At 60.4% G+C, this 22,990-nt stretch carries 15 protein-coding genes; 6 read left to right on the top strand and 9 right to left on the bottom strand.

The genetic code is table 11. The features are described 5' to 3' along the window. Nucleotides 1–43: 43 nt before the first annotated feature. Both lolD and ACX3YF_RS17280 read right to left on the bottom strand, forming a co-directional pair. Nucleotides 44–727 carry a lipoprotein-releasing ABC transporter ATP-binding protein LolD gene (lolD, locus tag ACX3YF_RS17285; RefSeq protein ID WP_167361784.1) on the bottom strand — a complete coding sequence of 228 codons (684 nt, stop codon included), beginning with the start codon at nucleotides 725–727 and terminating at the stop codon, nucleotides 44–46. Between the two features lie 7 nt (nucleotides 728–734). Next, nucleotides 735–1,985, bottom strand: coding sequence for a lipoprotein-releasing ABC transporter permease subunit (locus tag ACX3YF_RS17280; protein ID WP_130205936.1), 1,251 nt, complete (start codon nucleotides 1,983–1,985; stop codon nucleotides 735–737). Between the two features lie 94 nt (nucleotides 1,986–2,079). Here ACX3YF_RS17280 and ACX3YF_RS17275 point away from each other — a divergent pair, with 94 nt between their 5' ends. Both ACX3YF_RS17275 and ACX3YF_RS17270 read left to right on the top strand, forming a co-directional pair. After that, nucleotides 2,080–2,661, top strand: coding sequence for a PilZ domain-containing protein (locus tag ACX3YF_RS17275; protein WP_130205934.1), 582 nt, complete (start codon nucleotides 2,080–2,082; stop codon nucleotides 2,659–2,661). A gap of 14 nt (nucleotides 2,662–2,675) precedes the next feature. Further along, a complete protein-coding gene (locus ACX3YF_RS17270; protein ID WP_130205932.1) occupies nucleotides 2,676–3,398 on the top strand; it encodes a glycerophosphodiester phosphodiesterase in 723 nt (240 codons plus the stop codon). 42 nt (nucleotides 3,399–3,440) lie between these two features. Here ACX3YF_RS17270 and sthA read toward each other — a convergent pair whose 3' ends face one another. Next, on the bottom strand, nucleotides 3,441–4,835 hold the full coding sequence (gene sthA / locus ACX3YF_RS17265) for a Si-specific NAD(P)(+) transhydrogenase (RefSeq protein ID WP_448647223.1): 1,395 nt from the start codon (nucleotides 4,833–4,835) through the stop codon (nucleotides 3,441–3,443). 207 nt (nucleotides 4,836–5,042) lie between these two features. After that, complete coding sequence (locus tag ACX3YF_RS17260) at nucleotides 5,043–6,068, bottom strand: FAD:protein FMN transferase (protein WP_458973978.1); 1,026 nt, start codon at nucleotides 6,066–6,068, stop codon at nucleotides 5,043–5,045. Nucleotides 6,069–6,344: 276 nt separating this feature from the next. Here ACX3YF_RS17260 and tcuC point away from each other — a divergent pair, with 276 nt between their 5' ends. After that, nucleotides 6,345–7,643 (top strand): tricarballylate/proton symporter TcuC, encoded by a 1,299-nt coding sequence (gene tcuC / locus ACX3YF_RS17255; RefSeq protein ID WP_458973977.1) that lies wholly within the window; start codon nucleotides 6,345–6,347, stop codon nucleotides 7,641–7,643. Nucleotides 7,644–7,746: 103 nt separating this feature from the next. Here tcuC and ACX3YF_RS17250 read toward each other — a convergent pair whose 3' ends face one another. The 5 genes from ACX3YF_RS17250 to ACX3YF_RS17230 form a co-directional block, all read right to left on the bottom strand. Then, nucleotides 7,747–9,156: an efflux transporter outer membrane subunit gene (locus ACX3YF_RS17250; RefSeq protein ID WP_458973976.1), complete on the bottom strand. Its 1,410-nt coding sequence runs from the start codon at nucleotides 9,154–9,156 to the stop codon at nucleotides 7,747–7,749. Between the two features lie 39 nt (nucleotides 9,157–9,195). Beyond that, nucleotides 9,196–11,346 carry a glycosyltransferase family 2 protein gene (locus tag ACX3YF_RS17245; protein WP_458973975.1) on the bottom strand — a complete coding sequence of 717 codons (2,151 nt, stop codon included), beginning with the start codon at nucleotides 11,344–11,346 and terminating at the stop codon, nucleotides 9,196–9,198. A gap of 1 nt (nucleotide 11,347) precedes the next feature. Then, a complete protein-coding gene (locus tag ACX3YF_RS17240) occupies nucleotides 11,348–12,592 on the bottom strand; it encodes a hypothetical protein (RefSeq protein WP_458973974.1) in 1,245 nt (414 codons plus the stop codon). Beyond that, on the bottom strand, nucleotides 12,589–13,794 hold the full coding sequence (locus ACX3YF_RS17235; RefSeq protein WP_130205922.1) for an HlyD family secretion protein: 1,206 nt from the start codon (nucleotides 13,792–13,794) through the stop codon (nucleotides 12,589–12,591). Before ACX3YF_RS17235 ends, ACX3YF_RS17240 begins: the two co-directional genes overlap by 4 nt. A 599-nt stretch (nucleotides 13,795–14,393) precedes the next feature. After that, nucleotides 14,394–15,857: a glyceraldehyde-3-phosphate dehydrogenase gene (locus ACX3YF_RS17230; RefSeq protein ID WP_047531350.1), complete on the bottom strand. Its 1,464-nt coding sequence runs from the start codon at nucleotides 15,855–15,857 to the stop codon at nucleotides 14,394–14,396. 364 nt (nucleotides 15,858–16,221) lie between these two features. Here ACX3YF_RS17230 and mfd point away from each other — a divergent pair, with 364 nt between their 5' ends. From mfd to ACX3YF_RS17215, 3 genes are read left to right on the top strand one after another with little or no spacing between them, the layout of a single operon-like run. Next, entirely contained in the window at nucleotides 16,222–19,671 is a 3,450-nt protein-coding gene (gene mfd, locus ACX3YF_RS17225) for a transcription-repair coupling factor (protein WP_458973973.1), read from the top strand. A gap of 10 nt (nucleotides 19,672–19,681) precedes the next feature. Further along, complete coding sequence (locus tag ACX3YF_RS17220) at nucleotides 19,682–20,248, top strand: CsiV family protein (RefSeq protein WP_130205914.1); 567 nt, start codon at nucleotides 19,682–19,684, stop codon at nucleotides 20,246–20,248. A 10-nt stretch (nucleotides 20,249–20,258) separates the two neighbouring features. Then, the gene (locus ACX3YF_RS17215) at nucleotides 20,259–22,952 is read left to right on the top strand and encodes a DEAD/DEAH box helicase (RefSeq protein ID WP_288098334.1); all 2,694 of its coding nucleotides are present in this window, start codon (nucleotides 20,259–20,261) and stop codon (nucleotides 22,950–22,952) included. Nucleotides 22,953–22,990: the final 38 nt, after the last annotated feature.

Genomic DNA, 22,990 nt, shown 5'->3' with positions numbered 1-22,990 from the left:
AAAAGACCCGACGTGATTTTCATCCCCGCCGGGTTTCAGCCAATCAGATAGGCGTCAAGCAGCCTTCCTGCAAATGCAGGACGCGATCCATCTGGCGGGCCAGGTTCATGTCGTGGGTCACCACCAGGAACGCGGTGCGCATCGAAGTGCTGAGTTCCAGCATCAAGTCCTGAATGCCCTGGGCGGTGTGGGAGTCGAGGTTGCCGGTCGGCTCGTCGAGCATGACCAGGCCTGGTTTGTTCACCAGCGCGCGGGCGATGGCGACACGCTGACGCTCACCACCGGACAGCTCGGCCGGCTTGTGCTCCAGGCGATGGCCCAGCCCCACGCGCTCCAGCAACGCCGTTGCACGCTGGCGCGCTTCCGGGATGGCGGTCTTGCCGATCAGCAGCGGCATGCAGACGTTTTCCAGCGCGGTGAATTCCGGCAGCAAGTGGTGGAACTGATAAACGAAACCCAATGACCGGTTGCGCAGCAGGCCGCGATTCTTCTCGCTGAGGGCCGACAGTTCTTCACCGTCGAGCCAGACGCTGCCCTTGGTCGGCGTGTCGAGGCCGCCCAACAGATTGAGCAAGGTACTTTTACCCGAACCCGAGGTGCCGACAATTGCCACGCGCTCACCCGGGTGCAACTCCAGTTGCAGGCCGGCCAACACTTGCACCGACTCCGGGCCTTCCTCGTAGGACTTGCCCAGGTTGCGGCAGCTCAAGATTGCTTTATCACTCATGCCCGACTCACTCATAACGTAGCGCCTCCGCAGGCTGGGTGCGCGCGGCACGCCAGGCTGGATACAGGGTGGCGAGGAAACTCAGGACCAACGCGGCGGCGCAGACCATCAACACATCCTGGCTCTGCACCTGCGACGGCAGGTAATCGATGAAATACACATCGGCGTTGAGGAATTTGTGCCCGATCAGGCCTTCCAGCGCCGAGATCGCGGCGCTGACATTCAGCGCGGCGAAGATCCCGACCACGGCACCGATGGCCGTTCCGACCACGCCAATGACCGTGCCTTGCACCATGAACGTGCGCATGATCGTGCCTGGCGTGGCACCGAGGGTACGCAGAATCGCGATGTCGCCCTTCTTGTCGTTCACCACCATCACCAGCGTGGAAATGATGTTGAACGCAGCCACGGCGACGATCAGCAGCAATAACAGGCCGATCATGGCTTTTTCCATGCGGATCGCCTGATACAGGTTGCCGTGGGTACGGGTCCAGTCGCGGGCGTAGTAACGATCTTCGCCGAGTTCGCGGGCGATGCTCCACGCGGTGCGCGGCGCCTGGAACAGGTCGTCGAACTTCAGGCGCAGGCCCTGGACCTGGTCCGGCTTCCAGCGATGCAAACGCGCCAGATCCTGCAGGTTGGTGACGCCCAGGTAACCGTCGAGCTCACCGGCGCCGACATGGAAGATGCCGACCACGGTGAATCGCTTCATGCGCGGAAACATCCCGGCGGGGGTCACGGTGACTTCCGGCGCCACAAAGGTCAGCTTGTCGCCGATCGCCGCGCCAAGCTTGGCCGCCGCCTTGTCACCGATGACGATGCCGAACTCGCCGGGCACCAGGTCGTCGAGTTTGCCCTGCTGCATGAAGTTATCAATGATCGACACCTGGCGTTCTTGCGCCGGGTCGATGGCATTGAGCAGGACTTTCGAGACCTTGCCGTTGTTGGTCAGCAACCCCTGCATTTGCGTGAACGGCGCAACGGCCGTCACCTGCGGATTCTGCTTGACCTTGGTCGCAAGGCTTTGCCAATCGCTGATCGGCTCGCCGGACTCGATGGTCGCGTGGGGCACCATGCCCAGCACACGGGTGCGCATCTCATGATCGAAGCCGTTCATCACCGACAGCACCACGATCATCACGACCACGCCAAGGGCGAGTCCGATCATCGAGGTCAGGGAAATGAATGACACAAAATGATTGCGACGCTTTGCACGGGTATAACGCGTGCCGATAAATACGAAGAGAGGTCTGAACATGTCGGGGCTTGTTCGGAGGGAAAAGGAACGTCCTTGTGGCGGGGGTCGATAACCAGCTTTACACTCAGACCACCGCCGCTACCATGGGTTCGCCATGTCGACATTAGATGAAGAAGATCGCCGCGAATACTACCGTATCGAGGACACGATCGCACTGGAAATTCGGCCCCTGTCCGCTCCCGAAGCCGCAGGCCAGGAAGTGTTGCAGGATGCTTCCCCACTCTTCAACGTGCTCAGTGAACTGCACCTGAGCGAATTCGAGTCGCAGCACCTGTTGCGCCAGATCAGCGAGCGTGACCGCAACCTCGCGGCGTTCCTCAAATCCCAGAATAAACGCATCGATTTGCTGAGCCAGGTGGTCGCCATCACCGTACTCGGGCAGATCGGTGAACCGCAGCCAGTGATCCTCTCCGAAGGCGGTATCGACTTCCAGCACCCCACGCCCATTGCCACCGGAGCACACCTGTCGGTCAAACTGGTGCTGATGCCGCAAGCCCTTGGCCTGTTGTTGCGCGCTCGCGTCACCCATTGCGACCGCAAGGGCGACGGCTACGACATCGGCACCGAGTTCGAACACCCGACCGACGCGCAGCGGCAACTGCTGGCCCGCTACATCTTGCAAAAGCAGGCCCAGGAACGACGCCTGGCCCGCGAACAACTCGAATCAGGCAATTAATTTAAGGAAGAACCGTGACCCTCATCTACGGCCATCGCGGCGCCAAGGGCGAAGCACCGGAAAACACCCTGACCAGCTTTCAGGAATGCCTCAAGCACGGCGTACGCCGTTGCGAACTGGACCTGCACCTGTCCATGGACGGTGAACTGATGGTCATCCACGACCCGACCCTCAAGCGCACCACCGACCGTCGCGGCAAGGTGGTCGAGCACACGGCGGCGGAGCTGGTGACCTACGACGCGCGCAAGGGCGGCCCGGGCTGGATCAAGCCATGCCCGATCCCGACCCTGGAATCGCTGTTCGAGCAATGCGATTTCGATCACTGGCAACTGGAAGTCAAAAGCGCTTCACGCACCCGCGCTGCAACCACCGTGCTGGCGATTCGTGAAATGGCGCAACGGCATGGCCTGCTGGACAAGGTGACGATCACCTCCAGCTCACGGGAAGTGCTGAAAGCGGCGCTGGACCTGGTGCCGGACGTGTCCCGCGGACTGGTCGCCGAGTACGCCTGGCTCGACCCGCTGAAGGTCGCGGCAAGCTATGGCTGCGGGATTCTGGCGCTGAACTGGACCCTGTGCACGCCGGAACGCCTGGAGAAGGCGCAGCGTCAGGGGTTGCATGTGTCGGTGTGGACCGTCAACGAGCCCGCGCTGATGCGCAGACTCGCTGACTTCGGCGTTGACAGCCTGATTACAGACTTTCCCGGTTTGGCCATTGCCACGCTCGAGAATTGCTGAAATCGGTCTCCCCGGCCGGCTCAGGCCACCGGCCGGAGCCACTCAAAAAAGCCGGTTGAGGCCGTCGTACGCCGCTACCCGATAGGCTTCGGCCATGGTCGGGTAGTTGAACGTGGTGTTGACGAAATACTTCAGGGTATTTTGCTCGCCCGGCTGGCTCATGATCGCCTGACCGATGTGCACGATCTCCGACGCCTGATAACCGAAGCAATGCACGCCCAGCACTTCCAGGGTTTCGCGGTGGAACAGGATCTTCAGCATGCCTTGCGGCTCGCCGGCGATCTGCGCCCGCGCCATGCTCTTGAAGAACGCCTTGCCCACTTCGTACGGCACCTTGGCCTGGGTCAGCTCTTGCTCGTTCTTGCCGATCGAACTGATCTCCGGAATGGTGTAGATCCCGGTCGGTACGTCGTTGACGAAGCGCCAGCTGCCGTTGTCGACGATGCTGCCAGCGGCCGAACGGCCCTGGTCGTGGGCGGCACTGGCCAGGCTCGGCCAGCCGATCACGTCACCGGCGCCGTAAATGTTCGGCACGCAGGTGCGATAAGCCTCATCGACTTCGATCTGGCCGCGGCTGTTGACCTTGACGCCGATGTTTTCCATACCGAGTTGATCGGTGTTGCCGGTACGGCCGTTGCACCAGAGCAAGGCGTCGGCCTTGATCTTCTTGCCGGACTTCAGATGCAGGATCACGCCGTTGTCCACGCCTTCGACGCGGTCGTAGTCTTCGTTGTGGCGAACCGTGATGTTGTTGTTGCTGAAGTGGTAGCTCAACGCCTGGGAAATTTCCGAGTCGAGGAAGCTCAGCAACTGACCACGGTTGTCCACCAGCTCAACCAGTACACCCAGACCACTGAAAATCGATGCGTATTCGCAACCGATCACGCCGGCGCCGTAAACGATCAGTTTGCGCGGGGTGTGGCCGAGGCTGAGGATGGTGTCGCTATCGTAGATACGCGGGTGGTTGAAATCGATGTCGGCCGGGCGATACGGACGCGAGCCAGTGGCGATGATGATGTGCTTGGCCACCAGTTTTTCGACCACGCCGTTGGCGCAGACCACTTCGACGGTTTGCTCGTCGGCGAAGCTGCCGGTGCCGAAGAACACGTCGACACGGTTACGGGCGTAGTAGCCGGTGCGCGAGGCGACTTGTTTGGCGATGACTTTTTCGGCGCTTTTCAGCACGTCCGGGAACGAGAACCAGCGCGGTTCACCAATGGCCCGGAACATCGGGTTGGTGTTGAACTGCATGATCTGCCGGACCGAGTGACGCAGTGCCTTGGACGGGATGGTGCCCAAGTGAGTGCAGTTGCCGCCGACCTGGCGACGGCTATCGACCATCGCCACCTTGCGTCCCGCTTTGGCGGCGTTCATTGCCGCGCCTTCCCCCGCCGGGCCGGAACCCAACACCACCACGTCGTAGTTGTAGACAGCCATGCGTACTCCTCAGAACAGGCCGTGGCGCCATCGGCACCTGCGGCTAAATCACGCCAATCTGTGGCATGAAGGAACAATTTGGGGCCAGTGCAGAACCCGGACACAGTCTATAGAAGCGTCAACGCCGCGCACATTAACCCTTGGTCGCGTCGTAGGCTAGTTTTGCCTGCGCTACAACGTCGGTCTTCAGTGCTTTAAACGCCGTGATCATTCGGTTTTCCCACCCGTGACCCGCTCAAAAGCGTGACTGGTACGTGTGACGAAACCTGTATCGGCACGAATCACAAAAAATGCGCCGATATCGTGTTTTTCCGCGTAGTCCCAACCGCGCTCCGGGCCGAGAATCAGCAACAGCGTCGATAAGCCATCGGCCATCAACGCTGAAGGATGAATCACCGTGACGGATGCCAGTGAATGTGAGACCGGCGCACCGCTGCGGGCATCGAAGGTGTGGGAGTAACGCCGACCATCCTGCTCGAAATAATTTCGGTAGTCGCCGGAGGTGGACAAGCCGAATCCGTCGACGGCGACGATACGCTCGGCCACCTGCTGATCATCGCGCGGTTCTTCCAGGGCGATGCGCCACGGCGAACCGTCAAGCTTCTTGCCTGCGGCCTTGAGTTCGCCAGTGGCTTCGGCCAGGTAGTCGTGAATGCCCAGCGCTTCGAGTCGTGCGGCAATCGTATCGACCGCGTAACCGGCGGCAATGCTGTTGAAGTCGACCTCGACGGCTGCATCCTTGCACAGCTGATCGCCCTCGATACGCAGGTGTTGATAACCGACTCGCTGCCGCGCCTGCGCCAACGCCTGTTCAGCCGGGACTTTTTCCTCGCGCCCTTGCGGGCCAAACCCCCAGAGATTGAGCAGCGGTTCCACCGTCAGGTCGTAGGAGCCTTCGCTTTGTTCCGACAGTTGTTCACCCACGCGGATCAACTTGAGGATGGACGCGGGCATTTTCTGACAACGATTGGCGGGCAGGTCATTGAAGCGCTCGATATCCGAATCGCTGCGGTAGGTCGATAGTTGCCGGTCGATGTCAGCGAGGATTTTTTCCACCTCGACACGAACATCTGCCGCCGCCGGGAGACTGGCATGGCGCACGTACTTGATCGAATACGTGCTGCCCATGGTCGGGCCGCCAAAGCTTTCCATGGAGTCGCCGTTGCCGCAGGCGGACAACATGACGATCAGAGTCACAAGACCAAACAGCCGCCCATTCAACAAACCCTGCATCCCCGACAGTCCATGGCACAACGCCAAGGCCAGCGATTATGCGACAGGCCCCGACATTTTTGCGCTGCGTGAACCACTTAATTCGCTCTCGTGCGCCATTCAAACCGTGTAATGGCAAAAACGTTTAAGCAGCAAGCTAATTAATTGTTGCCTATCCATATCGCCACACATATTGTTACAAAATGCTCGCCAAAGGTGCCTTGCCTTTCAGCGACAGGAAGGGACGCGTCTGAATCAAGGATCTCCAATAAAACAGCCAACAGCGAGTACGTCCTAATGTCCTCTAATACGGGCAAAGGCAAGGCGATTTTTCGCGTTGTCAGCGGCAACTTCCTCGAGATGTTCGACTTTATGGTCTACGGCTTCTACGCCACGGCCATCGCCAAAACCTTCTTCCCTGCCGATAGCGCTTTCGCTTCCCTGATGCTCTCGCTGGCCACTTTCGGAGCCGGTTTCCTGATGCGCCCGTTAGGGGCGATTTTTCTCGGTGCCTATATCGACCGTCATGGCCGTCGCAAAGGGCTGATCATCACCCTGGCCTTGATGGCCGCCGGTACGATATTGATCGCCTGCGTGCCGGGCTACGCGACCCTCGGTGTCTCCGCTCCGCTGATCGTGCTGTTCGGCCGACTGCTGCAAGGCTTCTCGGCGGGGGTGGAGCTGGGTGGCGTGTCGGTGTACCTGGCGGAAATTTCCACGCCGGGCCGCAAAGGGTTCTTCGTCAGCTGGCAGTCCGCCAGCCAGCAAACCGCGGTGGTATTCGCCGGGCTGCTGGGTGTTGGCCTGAACCATTGGCTCAGCCCGGAACAAATGGGTGATTGGGGCTGGCGCGTACCGTTCCTGATCGGTTACATGATCGTGCCGGTGATCTTCGTGATTCGTCGTTCACTGGAAGAAACACCCGAGTTTCAGGCCCGCAAGCATCGCCCTTCCCTGCGCGATATTGTCCGTTCGATCAGTCAGAATTTCGGCATCGTCATCGCCGGCATGGCGCTGGTGGTGATGACCACAGTGTCGTTCTACCTGATCACCGCCTACACCCCGACCTTCGGCAAAGCCGAACTGCACCTGTCGGACATGGATGCCTTGCTGGTCACCGTGTGCATCGGCCTCTCGAATTTCTTCTGGCTACCGGTGATGGGTGCAGTGTCGGACAAGATCGGGCGCAAACCCCTACTGCTGGCGGCGACGATTCTGGCGATTCTCACCGCCTACCCGGCACTGTCGTGGCTGGTGGCGAACCCGAGCTTCAGCCATCTGCTGATCGTCGAACTCTGGTTGTCGTTCCTCTATGGCTCGTACAACGGCGCCATGGTGGTGGCCCTGACCGAGATCATGCCGGTGGAAGTTCGTACAACCGGCTTCTCCCTGGCCTACAGCCTGGCGACCGCGACCTTCGGCGGTTTTACCCCGGCGGCCTGTACTTACCTGATCCATGTGCTGGACAACAAAGCGGCACCGGGGATCTGGCTCAGCGCTGCGGCGGCGCTGGGGTTGATCGCAACGCTGGTACTGTTCCGCGGCAACAAGCATGAACTGCGCACGGCGCGCGCCTCAGTGGCTGGCGGCGCCTGACAGATCGCTATCGCGGGCAAGCCCTCCCCCACAGGATTTGTGAACACCACAAATCCTGTGGGAGCGGGATTGCCCGCGATGAGGCCCTCGAGATCACCACACCTCACCGATCCGCCATCTTCAACGACTGACTCCACCCGCCTCCCAGCGCCTTGTACAACGTCACCTGATTGATCTCCCGCGCCAGCTCCAGCTGCGCCCACTTCTGCTGCGCATCAAACAACGAACGCTGGGCATCCATGGTGGAGAAATAGCTGTCCATGCCGGCCTCGAAACGCAGGCGCGATTGCCGATAGGCTTCCTGGTAATCCCCCACCAGTTTTTTCTGGAACTCCACTTGCGTGAGCATTTCCTGCCGGGCATTCAAGGCATCGGCGGCTTCACGAAACGCGTTCTGCACCGTGGCCTCATAGGCCGCTGCCTGCCCGTCGAAGCGCGCATGGCTGGCATCCACCTGTGCCCGTCGCCCACCGCCGTCGATCAACGGCAACGAACCCGCCAGGGCCAACGACCAGAACTCGGCCGGCCCGCTGAGCAAACGGGAAAAGTCCCCGCTCAGACTGCCCAGTGCCGACGTCAGGGAAAAAGTCGGGAAGTACGCCGTGCGTGCCGCGCCGATATCCGCATTGGCAGCACGCAACTGCGCCTCGGCCGACATGATGTCCGGCCGGCGCTCAACCAGCGCCGAGGGCAAGCCCGCCGGCACATCCAGTGTCGCCATCCGCTCACCGAGCGGCCCGGTGGGCAACAGCCCCACCGGTATCGGCTGCCCCACCAGCACCCGTAGCGCATTGGTGTTCTGCGCCACTTGCATGCGGTAAGTGTTGACCTGCACCGCCGCCGTATTGGTTTGCGCGTCGGCCTGGTGCACATCGATCCGGGCACTGGATCCGAGGTTATAGCTCTTGCGCAACAGCTGGCCGTAGCGGTCCTGGGATTGGTAGGTGTTTTGCGCCAGATCCAGCAAATGCTGATTGGCCTTGAGGCTCAACCAGGTGCTGGCGACTTCGCCGATCAGCGCCAGCCGTGCCGTTTGATAGTCCGCCTCGGACGCCTCGAAGCGCGCCCCCGCCGCATTGCGTTGGCTGCGCAGGCGGCCGAAAAAGTCCAACTCGTAGGACGTAAAGCCCGCCGTGGCCTGAAACGTATTGGCAATACTGCCGGCCGTGGCACCACCACCAGGCGTGCGCACCAGGGGCGGCAGCTTGCTGCGCCCGGCGTAAGTGTCGATGCCAATGGTAGGAAAAAGCCCCGACTCGGCACTGTCATAACCGGCCCGCGCTTCTTCGACACTGGCCGCGAACTGACGCAGGCTGCGGTTGTTGGCCAGGGCCATTTCAATCAACTGGCGCAGTCGTTCATCGACCACAAACCCGCGCCAGTCTTTATCGAACGCCTGCTTGCCTGCGCAACACTCACCGGCGGTGTTCGCCGGCCATTGCTGGTCGATGGGTGCATCGGGCTTCTCGTAGGTCGGTTCCAGCGAACAACCACCGAGCAGCAGCAAAGACATGAAGCAAGACGTGGATAAGCAACTGTTCATGGCGCGCACCTACAAGCGTTGGCCGAGCAAAGCTCGCAAGGGAGAAAGAAGCAGTGTCCACAGGCTTGAGCGACTGACATTGAGGGACGGCAGAGACGGTTGACGCGAACGGACCCGGACCGGCCGCCAGCGTGCAGGCGAGACGTAATTCGGCGCCTTGACCGGTTTCGGCGCACGCGGCGCCAGACGCTTCTCACCCAACAGGGAACGCTGCAGCAAGGTGCCAAAGGCCTGCGCCGGCTCCGCCTTGCTGACGACGTTGATGCTCGCGTCACTGAACAACCTTGCAATCAGCTGGCGCCGCAGCGCTTCGTCCAGGTCGGCAAACCTCAGGCCCAATCGGTCGTCGCCGTGATTGCGCATGACTTCCACGTCCAGCCAGCCCAGCTTGTCGACCCACACCTGACCGCACAGCCCCGGTTTGATCGAGGAGGCAAAGGCGCAGGTCAAGGACGCGCCACTGAGGGAGATGTCCACCAGGCGACCGGACAGGACTTTACCGCCGAAGCGAAACCCGGTGGCCTTATCGAATGGAAAACGTTCCTCGCCATGCAACCGTGGCCGGTCGACACAAGCCACCAGCGTGGCCAGGTTGTAGATCAGCGCGACCACCGTCCAGCAAAGATTGAACATCATGTTGCCGTCAAACGAAGCAGCGGTACTGATGGCGATGTAGGCACCGATTTGCGAAAACAGCGTCAAGGCAAAAAAGAACCCGAACAACTTCCAGTGCACCATCGTGCGTGAGCGATCAATCCCCTTGGCGGTGACTTTGAACGGCCGCCCGAACGGTCGGATCATGGCGCTGGCAATGGTCGCGGTGACGGCCAGCGAGGCAACGATCTGCGTGACCTCGGTGAAAATCGGCAAGGTGCGCCGGTCGGTGACCCAGGTGCCATACCCCCAGAAGGCAATCAGCGCCGGCATGCCGAAGGCCAGGAAGTCCACCGGGTTGGCGTAGAACCCGGCGATGCCGAAGTACCAGTAGAGCACCGGCGAAACCAGCATCATCAAAATGAACGGCTTGGAAAACCAGTGCATCAGGCCATGCACATAGTGCAATCGGTCGTTGAGCGTGTAGCCGCTGCCGCGCAGCGGGCCTTCCTTGAGCAGTGCCACCTGGATCGTGCCCAGGCACCAGCGCCCGCGCTGGTTGATGTACTCGGTCAGGCCTTCGGCGGACAAACCGATCGACAGACGCTCATTCAACCAACGGGTGACGTAGCCTTTTTGCAACAAGCGGTAGGTCGTGTAGATGTCTTCGCACACAGAACCGGTAGGAAAACCGCCGATTTCGGTAATCAAATCGCGTCGCACCACGAAGGACGTGCCGACACAAAACGCCGCATCCCAGCCATCCTTCGCCGGCTGAAACACATCGAAGAACACCCGCTGCTCATCCACCCAGCAGGCCGACGTACCGAGGTTGTGCTGGATCGGATCGGGGTTGTAGTAAAACTGCGGCGTTTGCACCAGGCCGACCCTGGGATCGTCGAACAGACCCAGCGTGCGCATCAGGATCGGTTGCTGCGGCGCGAAGTCGGCATCGAGCACCAGAATGTACGGCGCATTGCTGGCGGCCGCCGACTGGCGCAAGCCGTTGTTCAAGTTGCCAGCCTTGGCGTGGGAATTGTCAGGGCGCCGCGCGTATTGCACGCCCACCTCGGCACAGTAATCGCGCAACCAGTCGCGCCGGGTGTCGTCGAGCACCCAGACGGTGAAGTTCGGGTAGTCGATGGCCTGGGCAGCGATGATGGTTTTTTCGAGAATGTCGAGGCCTTCGTTGTAGGTGGCGATGAAGATATCCACCGCAGGCACCGCACTGCCTTGCGCACGCAGACGTCGCTCACCGGCATCGGCCTCTTGGCGGTGATCCGTGCGACAGAGCATCACCACGATGGAGAACAGCGTGTAGCCAATCGCCAGCATCTCGAAAAACAGGAAGGCATAGGCCCAGACCGTGGCAAATCCGGAATGGCCATCGGGCAATGTGTCGCGAATTCGCCAGGCCGCGTAGTTGACCAGCAACAAGGCGGTGACGGCGCCGAAACCGGCCCGCGCAGCCCATTGATCACGGTGGGTCAGGCAGGTGAACAGCACCACCGCCGCCAGCGTCCAGAAATTGATTTGCAGCAGTTGCAGCGAATCCAGTGCCTGCATGTCAGTCAGCCTCTTGAAAGCCGGTAAAAGGATTAACGCCGGTGGCCGCAATCGCCGCCCACGCTGTGGCGCCCAAGTGAGGCAGGTGGTAGTAGAAAAAATCATTGGTGACCGAGTCCGGACCGATGGCCAGTCCGGTACTGATGCGCGGTGCCGGCGTTGCGAACAGCCATCCATTGCCAGCCTCTTGCGCCAGCAGCACGCTCCACAGCGGCTGCGCCTTGTCGCTCAAGCCACTCAAGCGCGCCACGGCAGCGGCTTGCGCGGTGCCTTCGGTCCACAGGCCATCGGGGTCGCGATTGAATCCATACCCCTCGCCGGCACGGTGAGCGTGATCAATGAAAGCGAAGACGCGCCGCCAGTCCCTGGGGGGATCTTGCAGCGCTATCAAAGGCCAAATCTGCGCATCGAGCCCTGAACGCACGCGGTCCGACGTCCGGCCATCGGCACCGGTGCCGATCAGGAAGCGCCCTTCCCCGGCGTCCCACTGGCTCGAGACAAACTGTCGGGCAATCTGCGCCTGCGCTGCCGAATCGCTGTTCGGTGCCACCGCGTCGAGTGCCGACCACGCCGCGGCGAGGTCAACGTTGTGTTCGGTGGATTTCCAGTTCTGCTGGATCTGTTTGGAAAAGTACCCGTAGTAGCCGCCACCGAAACCGGCGGGCGATTGTCCGTCGTAGGTGTTTTTCTGCGACCAGTGCAGGACTTTTCGCGCGGCCTCCAGGTAAGACGCTTCGCCGCTCTGCCGGTAGGCCTCCAGCAGCGCCAGGGCTGCCCACGCCTGATTGCCGGTGGCGCTGCTGACTTGGTACGCATCCTGATTCCAGGCATTGCGCTCGACGCTCCAGTAACCCGGCAATTTCATCGACGGGGAACCCACTGCACCGGCGGCGTAGGCATTGCGCAGGCGTCCATCCTGATACTCCGGATCGTGCCGTGTCGCGAAGGCCAGCGCATCGGCAATCCGCCGCGCCGACTCCGCCTTGCCGCACGCAAACAAGGCAATGCTGGCCAGCGCGTTATCGTAAGTGAACGCCACGCCGCGCAACGCCAGGATCGGCGCAGGATGCCCATCCAGCGGCGGGTAACTGGCCACCAGCACCGGCCCCGCCGGCAGGGCTGTCACGGCTTGATCCAGCGCCGCACAAGTCATTGCCGCCAGTTGCGGCCTCGGCTGAACCGCCATAGCAGACACCCCGCTGACGAGCAGCACCAAGCTCAATCCCCCGCGCAGAACCATGTTCATGGCCGCGACACCTCGGCACTGGCCCACAACCCCGGGTTGCAGGTCATGGCTCGCTGGGCGTCCGTCAGGTCTGAGGCAAATGTGCCGACGACGTACACCGAATTCTGTTCGGCATAGGGGAACGGCACGCTGTAGGTGTTGGCGCGAATGTCCGACGTGCTGGACAGTAACTGCACCACGCTGGCCTTGAGGGGTTCATTCAACCCACGGATTTTCACCGTGAGCACGCTGTCGCGGTCGATCTTGCTGGCCATGCGCTCGGGGAACACCGCAATCACGTAGCTTTGTCCGCAATCGGTGGCGCGCAACAAGGTCGAGCCGGCCTGCACCAGCGTGCCTTGAGGTGCCAGCAACTCCTGGACCGTACCGGGCGAGTAGGCAACGACGTCGTAGCCGGCCATCAACTTGACCCGGTTCTGCTCGGTTTCGATCAACTGATTGAGGTTGTCGAGCTCCTGTTGATACGCCCGGCGGTTGCGTGCCTGGTTCTCCAGACTGAGTTTGAGCGTGGTCATCTGTGCGCTGAGATCGAACATGCGCAGTTGATCGGGATCGAGGTAAACCTGCTTGCTAGCCGCACTGACGTCGCCATCGGTGATCCGCAATTGCGAGCGCACCGATTCCGCCGCACCTTGCAACGAAGCCAACTGGGCTTTCGACTGCGCAACCACCGCACCGCTCACGGCTCCCTGGACGAACAACTCGAGATTGCGCTCGACGGTTTCCTGAGCGTCTATCAACCGTGCACTGGCCGCACTGTTCTCGGCTTTCAGGGCTTTTTGAGTGAAGAGCTGGCGAGTGTGAAACGCGGCCTGATACTGCTCGCTGGTTTTCTCCAGTTCCTCGTAGTACCGCTGATCGTGCTCGGCCTGACTGGTTGACGAGGACAACTGTTGCTCCAGGGTCAGGCGCCGGGTTTGCAGGGTCAGCAGGGTTTCCTGGTTGGCGCGCGGGTTTTCCACCACCGCGATTTTCTGGCCCTGGCTGAAAGTCATGCCGGGCTTGACCTCCAACGAACTCACCATGCCGTCAATCGGGGTGGTCAACAGAATCACCGGCGCATTCAAAATCGCCCGTGTCGCCGAGGCGGACACCAGCGGCATCAGCAAGGTCGACAACAGTAACCAGACGATAAACCCAAGGACACCCAACCCCACCAGGCGTGGCAACAGTGACAATAGCTTTGAGCGTTCTTCTGCCATGTCTGACTCTCCCGATAGACCAACCGCATATCAGCCAGGCAATAACGGACCGTGACTGCGAAACACTTTTGGCAGGGTGAGCAAAACGAAACCGATCGGCCGGTCAGCAACTAAGCCGACGCAGATTTACTTGATTTTATGGTGATGTGAGCAGGAATGAGATTCCTGTCTTTTTGGAGAGTTGTTGTACTGCAAGCGTAGCGAGACTCAACAGGCCCGTGGCAGAGCGGGCGTTTACATTGGCGACACTAGATTCAGTCACGAAGGGTGTCAAGCATTTGGACCGGACAATTAAATGACGTCAAATATGTACCATTGAAAAAATCGGATCCATTTAATTCATTTAACTTCACTGAACCGACAACCACTTATTTTCATTGAGAGTTTTTATTTTTTATACACCAATGAACTTATGATCGAATTTTGGATAATTCTGAACTCTTTAGCTGAAAGATTAAAAAGATATAAGTACTGGCACTTTGCAGATCTGGCTTGCCAGTTTCCGCAAGTTTTTGTGATTGGCGCATGATTTGGACACGACAATCGCCCAAACAAAAACGCCCCGACAATGTCGGGGCGTTTTCATGTGCCGCTAAGGCTTAGCGCGGGAACGCAGGCGGGTTTACACCGGCCATGTCTTCCATCACGCGAACCACCTGGCAGCTGTAGCCGAACTCGTTGTCGTACCAAACGTACAGTACAACGCGGTTGTCCTGGGTGATGGTCGCTTCAGCGTCCACAACGCCTGCGTGGCGCGAGCCAACGAAGTCGGTGGAAACCACTTCCTGCGAGCTGACGTAGTCGATTTGCTTGTGCAGATCGGAGTGCATGGCCATCTGGCGCAGGTACTCGTTGATCTCGTCACGGGTGGTGGCTTTCTCAAGGTTCAGGTTGAGAATGGCCATCGACACGTTTGGCGTCGGAACGCGGATCGCGTTACCGGTCAGCTTGCCGGCCAGCTCAGGCAGGGCCTTGGCAGCGGCAGTGGCAGCACCGGTCTCGGTGATGACCATGTTCAGCGCGGCGCTACGGCCACGGCGATCGCCCTTGTGGAAGTTGTCGATCAGGTTCTGGTCGTTGGTGTACGAGTGAACCGTTTCAACGTGACCGTTGACGATGCCGAACTTGTCATTCACGGCCTTCAGCACCGGCACAATGGCGTTGGTGGTGCAGGAAGCGGCCGAAATGATCTTGTCGTCAGCGGTGATCTCGGCATGGTTGATGCCGTGAACGATGTTCTTCAGCTTGCCTTTGCCAGGCGCGGTCAGGACAACGCGGTCGATACCCGGGCAGGCCAGGTGCTGGCCCAGGCCATCGGCGTCACGCCATACGCCAGTGTTATCCACCAGCAGCGCGTCTTTGATGCCGTACTGGGTGTAGTCCACTTCAGTCGGGTTTTTCGCGTAGATAACCTGGATCAGGTTGCCGTTGGCGGTGATGGTGTTGTTGGCTTCATCAATGGTGATGGTGCCATCGAACGGACCATGAACCGAATCACGACGCAGCAGGCTCGCACGCTTGACCAGATCGTTCTCGGCGCCCTTGCGGACAACGATGGCGCGCAGACGCAGGCCGTCGCCACCACCGGTTTTCTCGATCAGGATGCGCGCCAGCAGACGGCCGATACGACCGAAGCCGTACAGGACCACGTCGGTGCCTTTGCGAGCGGAAGCGTTCTGCTGGCCAACCACGTCAGCCAGTTCTTCACGGACGAACTGCTCGACAGTGCGACCATTGCCCTGGGTCTTGAATTTGACCGCGAGCTTGCCCAGGTCTACCGAAGCGGCGCCGAGCTTGAGCTCGCTCATCGCCTTGAGCAGCGGGAATGTTTCGTGGACGGACAGCTCGCTGTCGTCGGACTGACGATGACGAGCAAAGCGGTGAGCTTTGAGAATCGCAATGACTGAACGATTGATCAGGCTGCGGCCATAGATCGAGCTCACCACGTTGTTATTGCGGTAGAGCTGACCGATAAGCGGAATCATCGCTTCTGCGAGTGCTTCACGGTCGATCCATTCACCAAGACACTGGTCGGGCTTCTGAGTCACGGGAACCTTCCACATGTAGGGGCAGAAAAAAGGGGCTACATTATGCCGCCGAGTGACTCGCGTAGCAATGCGCGCCTGTCGTGCGATCCGTAACAATTCTCCGTTCAAAAAAATCACGCCTCGCGCAAACCCAATAAAACCGGGGCTTGCAGCACACTCACTTTTTCAGTGGGCTACGTCGTGTTGTGCGTAACCCTCCGTAACACTCGTTCGTTTTACCACTACATATTCAATAATTTTTGATAAAAAACAGGCATTTTTTGTCTTTACCACTACATTTCGCCAAACCGGCGTAATAGACACAGTCTGCAACTGACAGGCGGCACCCGAGGCCGCTACAATTACCGACTTTGTCGCAACGCTTGGAGCTCAACCTTCCGTGCCCGTTCTGCGTCTACCGCATCTCCCTGCCGCGGCAGGTAAACAGCATTGGGGCAACCTGCCCGGTGCCGCCCTGAGCCTGGCCATCGCCGAGGCCGCCAGCGCGGCCAAGCGCTTTACCCTGCTACTGACCGCCGACAGCCAAAGCGCCGAACGGCTGGAACAGGAGCTGAGTTTCTTCGCCCCGGATTTGCCTGTGCTGCATTTCCCCGACTGGGAAACCCTGCCCTACGATCTGTTCTCGCCGCACCAGGACATCATTTCCCAGCGCATCGCCAGCCTGTATCGACTGCCCGAACTGGCGCACGGTGTGCTGGTGGTGCCGATCACCACCGCCCTGCACCGCCTGGCACCGACCAGATTTCTGCTTGGCAGCAGCCTGGTGCTGGAGGTCGGCCAGAAGCTCGACGTCGAGCAAATGCGCACTCGCCTTGAAGCCACCGGCTACCGCTACGTCGATACCGTGTACGAGCATGGCGAATTCACGGTGCGCGGCTCGCTGATCGACCTGTTCCCGATGGGCAGCAAGCTGCCTTACCGGATCGACTTGTTCGACGACGAAATCGAAACCCTGCGCACCTTCGATCCGGAGAACCAGCGTTCCATCGACAAGGTCGATTCGGTCAAGCTGTTGCCGGCCAAGGAATTCCCGCTGCAGAAAGAAGCCGTGACCCGTTTCAAGGCACGCTTCCGCGAGCGCTTCGACGTCGACTTCCGCCGCTGCCCGATCTTTCAGGACTTGAGCAGCGGGATTACCCCGGCCGGCATCGAGTACTACCTGCCGTTGTTCTTCGAGGAAACCTCAACGCTGTTCGATTACCTGCCCCAGGACACTCAAGTGTTCTCATTGCCAGGCATCGAACAGGCGGCGGAAAACTTCTGGAATGACGTGCGCAATCGCTATGAAGAGCGACGCGTCGACCCATCCCGTCCTTTATTACCGCCCGCCGAGTTGTTCCTGCCGGTGGAAGACTGCTTTGCGCGCCTGAAAAACTGGCCACGGGTGGTCGCCAGTCAACAGGACGTGGAAACCGGCGTCGGTCGCGAACGCTTCCCTGCCCGGGAACTGCCGAACCTGGCCATCGAAGCCAAAGCCACCCAACCGCTGGCGGCGCTGGCGGGTTTTCTCGACGAGTTTCCCGGACGCGTACTGTTTACCGCCGAATCCGCAGGTCGCCGCGAAGTGCTGCTGGAACTGCTGGAACGTTTGAAACTGCGACCGAAAACCGTCGACAGCTGGCCGGACTTCGTCGCCGGCAAGGAACGCCTGGCGATCACTATCGCGCCGCTCGATGAAGGCTTGCTGCTGGACGATCCAGCCCTGGCCCTGGTTGCCGAAAGCCCGCTGTTCGGTCAGCGCGTGATGCAGCGCCGTCGCCGCGAAAAACGCGCCGACGCCAACAACGATGCAGTGATCAAGAACCTCACCGAACTGCGCGAAGGCGCACCGGTGGTGCATATCGATCACGGGGTCGGTCGCTACCTCGGCCTCGCCACCCTGGAAATCGACAGCCAGACCGCCGAATTCCTCGCCCTGGAATATGCCGAGGGCGCCAAGCTCTACGTGCCGGTAGCCAACCTGCATCTGATCGCCCGCTACACCGGCAGCGACGATGCCTTGGCCCCGCTGCACCGCCTCGGCTCCGAGACCTGGCAGAAAGCCAAGCGCAAAGCCGCTGAACAAGTACGCGACGTAGCGGCCGAATTGCTCGACATCTATGCACGCCGCGCCGCCCGCGAAGGCTATGCGTTCGCCGACCCGAAAGCCGATTACGCCACCTTCAGCGCCGGTTTCCCGTTCGAAGAAACGCCCGATCAGCAAACCACCATCGAAGCGGTGCGCGAAGACATGCTCGCGCCAAAACCGATGGACCGCCTGGTGTGTGGCGACGTCGGTTTCGGCAAGACCGAAGTGGCCATGCGCGCCGCGTTCATCGCCGTGCACGGCGGCAAGCAAGTGGCGATTCTGGTGCCGACCACCCTGCTCGCCCAACAGCACTACAACAGCTTCCGCGACCGTTTCGCCGATTGGCCGGTGACCGTGGAAGTGATGAGCCGCTTCAAGTCGGTCAAGGAAGTGAATGCGGCGGTGGCGGACCTGGCCGAAGGCAAGATCGACATCGTCATCGGCACGCACAAGTTGTTGCAGGACGACGTCAAAATCAAAAACCTCGGGTTGGTGATCATCGACGAAGAACACCGTTTCGGTGTGCGCCAGAAAGAACAGCTCAAGGCACTGCGCAGCGAAGTCGACATTCTCACCCTGACCGCCACACCGATTCCGCGCACGCTGAACATGGCGGTGTCGGGTATGCGCGACCTGTCGATCATCGCCACGCCGCCGGCGCGTCGCCTGTCGGTGCGGACCTTCGTCATGGAGCAGAACAAGAGCACGGTCAAGGAAGCCCTGCTCCGCGAGCTGCTGCGTGGCGGCCAGGTCTACTACCTGCACAACGACGTGAAGACCATCGAGAAATGCGCCGCCGATCTCGCCGAACTGGTGCCGGAGGCACGGATCGGCATCGGTCACGGGCAGATGCGCGAACGCGAGCTCGAACAGGTCATGAGCGACTTCTACCACAAGCGCTTCAACGTGCTGATCGCCTCGACCATCATCGAGACCGGCATCGACGTGCCCAGCGCCAACACCATCATCATCGAGCGCGCCGACAAGTTCGGCCTGGCACAGTTGCACCAGTTGCGCGGCCGGGTCGGACGCAGTCACCACCAGGCATATGCCTACCTGCTGACACCGCCGCGCCAGCAAATCACTCCGGACGCGGAAAAGCGCCTGGAAGCGATCGCCAACACCCAGGACCTCGGCGCGGGCTTCGTACTCGCCACCAATGACCTGGAAATCCGTGGCGCCGGCGAATTGCTCGGCGATGGCCAGAGCGGACAGATCCAGGCAGTCGGTTTCACGCTGTACATGGAAATGCTCGAGCGCGCGGTGAAGTCGATCCGCAAGGGCGAACAGCCGAACCTCGATCAACCGCTGGGCGGTGGCCCGGAGGTCAACTTGCGGGTGCCGGCACTGATTCCCGAGGATTATCTGCCGGACGTCCACGCACGACTGATTCTCTACAAGCGCATCGCCTCGGCCACCGACGAAGAAGGCCTCAAGGACCTGCAAGTGGAAATGATCGACCGTTTCGGCCTGTTGCCGGAGCCGACCAAGAACCTGATGCGCATCACCGCCCTGAAATTGCAGGCCGAGTTGCTGGGCATCAAGAAAGTCGATGGCGGTCCGCAAGGGGGCCGCATCGAGTTCGCGGCGCAAACCCCGGTCGACCCGCTGACCCTGATCAAACTGATCCAGAGCCAGCCCAAACGCTACAAATTCGAAGGGGCCACGGTGTTTAAATTCATGGTCCCGATGGAACGCGCGGAAGAGCGCTTTAATACTGTAGAGGCGCTGTTTGAGCGCCTCATCCCGAAAACTGCTTGAAGGACGCCGCATGCGCCTGTTTCGCTTACTGACCTTGATGATTTCCCTGGTCACCCCCACGGCGTTTGCCGCCGATCTGTATCAAGTCGAAATGATTCTGGTCCGTCAAAACGCTGTGCCGGCCATCGTCAGTCGCGCCGCGCCGGAAGACTGGGCCGCCGGCGCACAGTCCATCAGCCCCGACAGCCTGCGCACGCCGAGCCTCAATGGCGAAGTGACAAAACTCAGCGCCAGCACTGACTACACGGTGTTGCTGCACAAGGCCTGGCAACAAACCCTTGGCGAGCAAGCCACCAAAGTCGCGATCAGCGAGGGCAAGGATCAATTCGGCCAATTCCCGATCGAGGGCACACTGAGCCTGACACTGGGCCGTTTCACCGACGTCGACGCAGACTTCTGGATCAACCAGATCAACGCCGATGGCCTGGTCACCGCCAGTGAACGCCTGAAAACCCAGAGCCATACCAAAAATGGACAGCTGAACTTTCTCGACGCCGGCCACCTTGGCCTGCTGATCAAGATCACCTCGCTGACCACCCCAGCACCTCGGCCAGCCCCCGATGAAATTCCGGACTGATTGAGTCCTTATGTCCGCGACCCTGAGCAAACCCCTGGCACCCTCCTGGGTCAGCCGCTTCAAGGAACAGAGCCTCGAACGCGGCCGCCGCTACGCCCTGGAGAACCGCGTCAGGATAGTCGAGGCCGGCGACGCGACCATCATCGCTGCGTGCGAAGGCTCTGGCGGTAACGTTTATCGTCAGACCATTCGCCTGCGTGAGTCAGCCAAAGGCACCTTGCTGATGGTCGATGCCACCTGCTCTTGTCCGGTGCACAACAATTGCAAACATTGCGCGGCGGTCTTGCTTCAGGTGCAGGAAACCCTCGATTACCCCGCCGCCGCCAAAGACGCCGAGCTTCTGGAGAAGCTGCAAGGCGTATTGGAAAACCGCAGCCCGAAAGCACCGCCCCAAGTACTGGTGGATAACGTGCAGCCCGTGCCGCGCCTGTGGCTGGCGAGCATCGAGTTCAGCGCCTTCGAGCCACGCAATGGCAAGATGCAGCGCTATATCCAGCATCGCGCGGCGCTGTCCTTCAGTTATCTGGACGAGTACGTCTCCGGGCAGAAAAATACCGACATCCTGATTCGCCAGGAAACACAGACCCTACGGATAAAACGCCATCCGGACGTGGAACAGTCCTACCGGGAACAGCTGCGGATCCTCGGCTTCAAAGTCGCTACCCGCCAGAGCAAAGCCCTGCCGGAAAGTGCCGGCGAATTGTTCGAGATGGTCAATGACAGCGCCTGGCTGACCTTCACCCTCAATGAACTGCCGAAGCTGCGCACCCAGGGCTGGGAACTGCAGATCAACGAAGACTTCGGTTTCGACCTGACTGCCGTGGACGATTGGTACGCCACGGTCGAACAGGCGCCGGAACGCGACTGGTTTGACCTGGAACTGGGCATCATCGTCAATGGCGAGCGGCTGAGCCTGTTGCCGATCCTGTTGAACCTGATGCGTTCCCACACCGAAATCCTCAACCCGGAACGCCTCGCCCGACGGCGCGACGATGAGTTGATCCTGGTGAACATTCCCAACCGGCCGAACTCCGAACACGGCCCCTTGCAAGTCGCCCTGCCCTTCGGGCGCTTGAAACCGGTGCTGGCAACCCTCGGCGAGTTCTACCTGCAAGAGCCTGGTGACACCACATTACGCCTGAGCAAGGCCGACGCCACGCGCCTGAATCCACTGGAAGACCTGCCGTTGTTGTGGGAAGGCGGCGAGCAGATTCGTACCTTTGCCCAGCGCCTGCGGGACATCAAGGACTACACCGCCACAGCGCCGGAAGGCTTGAACGCGACACTGCGGCCGTATCAGCTGGAAGGCTTGAGCTGGATGCAGTCGCTGCGGCAACTGGAAGTCGGCGGAATCCTAGCGGACGACATGGGCCTGGGTAAAACCCTGCAAACCCTGGCGCATGTGCTGACCGAAAAAAACGCCGGACGCCTCGACCGGCCGTGCATGGTGGTGATGCCTACCAGCCTGATCCCCAACTGGCTCGACGAAGCGGCGCATTTCACACCGCAACTCAAGGTGCTGGCGCTGTATGGCGCCAGCCGCAAAAAGCATTTCGACAACCTGGCCGATTACGACCTGATCCTGACCACCTACGCCTTGCTGCCCAAGGATGTCGAACGCCTGGCGGCTCAGCCATTACACGTACTGGTGCTGGACGAAGCGCAATACATCAAGAATCCGAACAGCAAGGCCGCCCAGGCAGCGCGCGAACTGAATGCGCGCCAGCGCCTGTGCCTGAGCGGCACACCACTGGAAAACCACCTGGGTGAATTGTGGTCGCTGTTTCACTTCCTGCTGCCGGGCTGGCTGGGCGACGTCAAAAGCTTCAACAGCGATTACCGCGTGCCGATTGAAAAGCGCGCCAGCGAAGTCAGACTTCAACACCTCAACGGTCGGATCAAACCCTTCCTGCTACGTCGCACCAAGGAACAGGTGGCGACCGAGTTGCCGCCGAAAACCGAGATCATCCACTGGGTCGAGCTCAACGAAGCCCAACGCGACGTTTATGAAACGATGCGCCTGGCCATGGACAAGAAAGTTCGTGACGAGATCACCCGCAAAGGCGTGGCGCGCAGCCAGATCATCATCCTCGAGGCGCTGCTGAAACTGCGCCAGGTGTGCTGCGATTTACGCCTGGTCAACGACGCCACCCTGCCGGCACGTGGCAGTACGTCGGGCAAACTCGACAGCCTGATGGAAATGCTCGAAGAGCTGTTTGAGGAGGGACGGCGGATTCTGCTGTTCTCGCAATTCACTTCGATGCTGTCGCTGATCGAAGATGAACTGAACAAACGCGGTGTGGCCTACGCCCTATTGACCGGACAGACCCGCGATCGACGCACGCCTGTGAAGGAATTTCAGAGCGGCAAACGTCAGATCTTTCTGATCAGCCTGAAGGCCGGTGGCGTGGGCCTCAACCTGACGGAAGCAGACACGGTGATTCATTACGATCCGTGGTGGAACCCGGCGACAGAAAACCAGGCCACCGACCGCGCCTATCGCATCGGCCAGGAGAAACCGGTGTTCGTCTACAAGCTGATTGCGCGCGGCACGGTGGAAGAGAAGATTCAGCATCTGCAGAAGGAAAAATCCGACCTCGCGGCGGGCGTACTGGATGGGCGTCAGGCCGGGGACTGGAAACTGCAGAGCGATGATATCGAGGCGTTGTTCGCGCCGTTACCGGATAAACTCGAAAAGCGCTGAGATCTGCGGCGCCTGACAGATCGCTATCGCGAGCAGGC

The sequence above is a fragment of the Pseudomonas fluorescens group sp. PF-69 genome, assembly GCF_054481235.1.
Note: the sequence above shows the minus strand (reverse complement) of the source record. Positions and strands in the feature narration are given on the sequence as shown.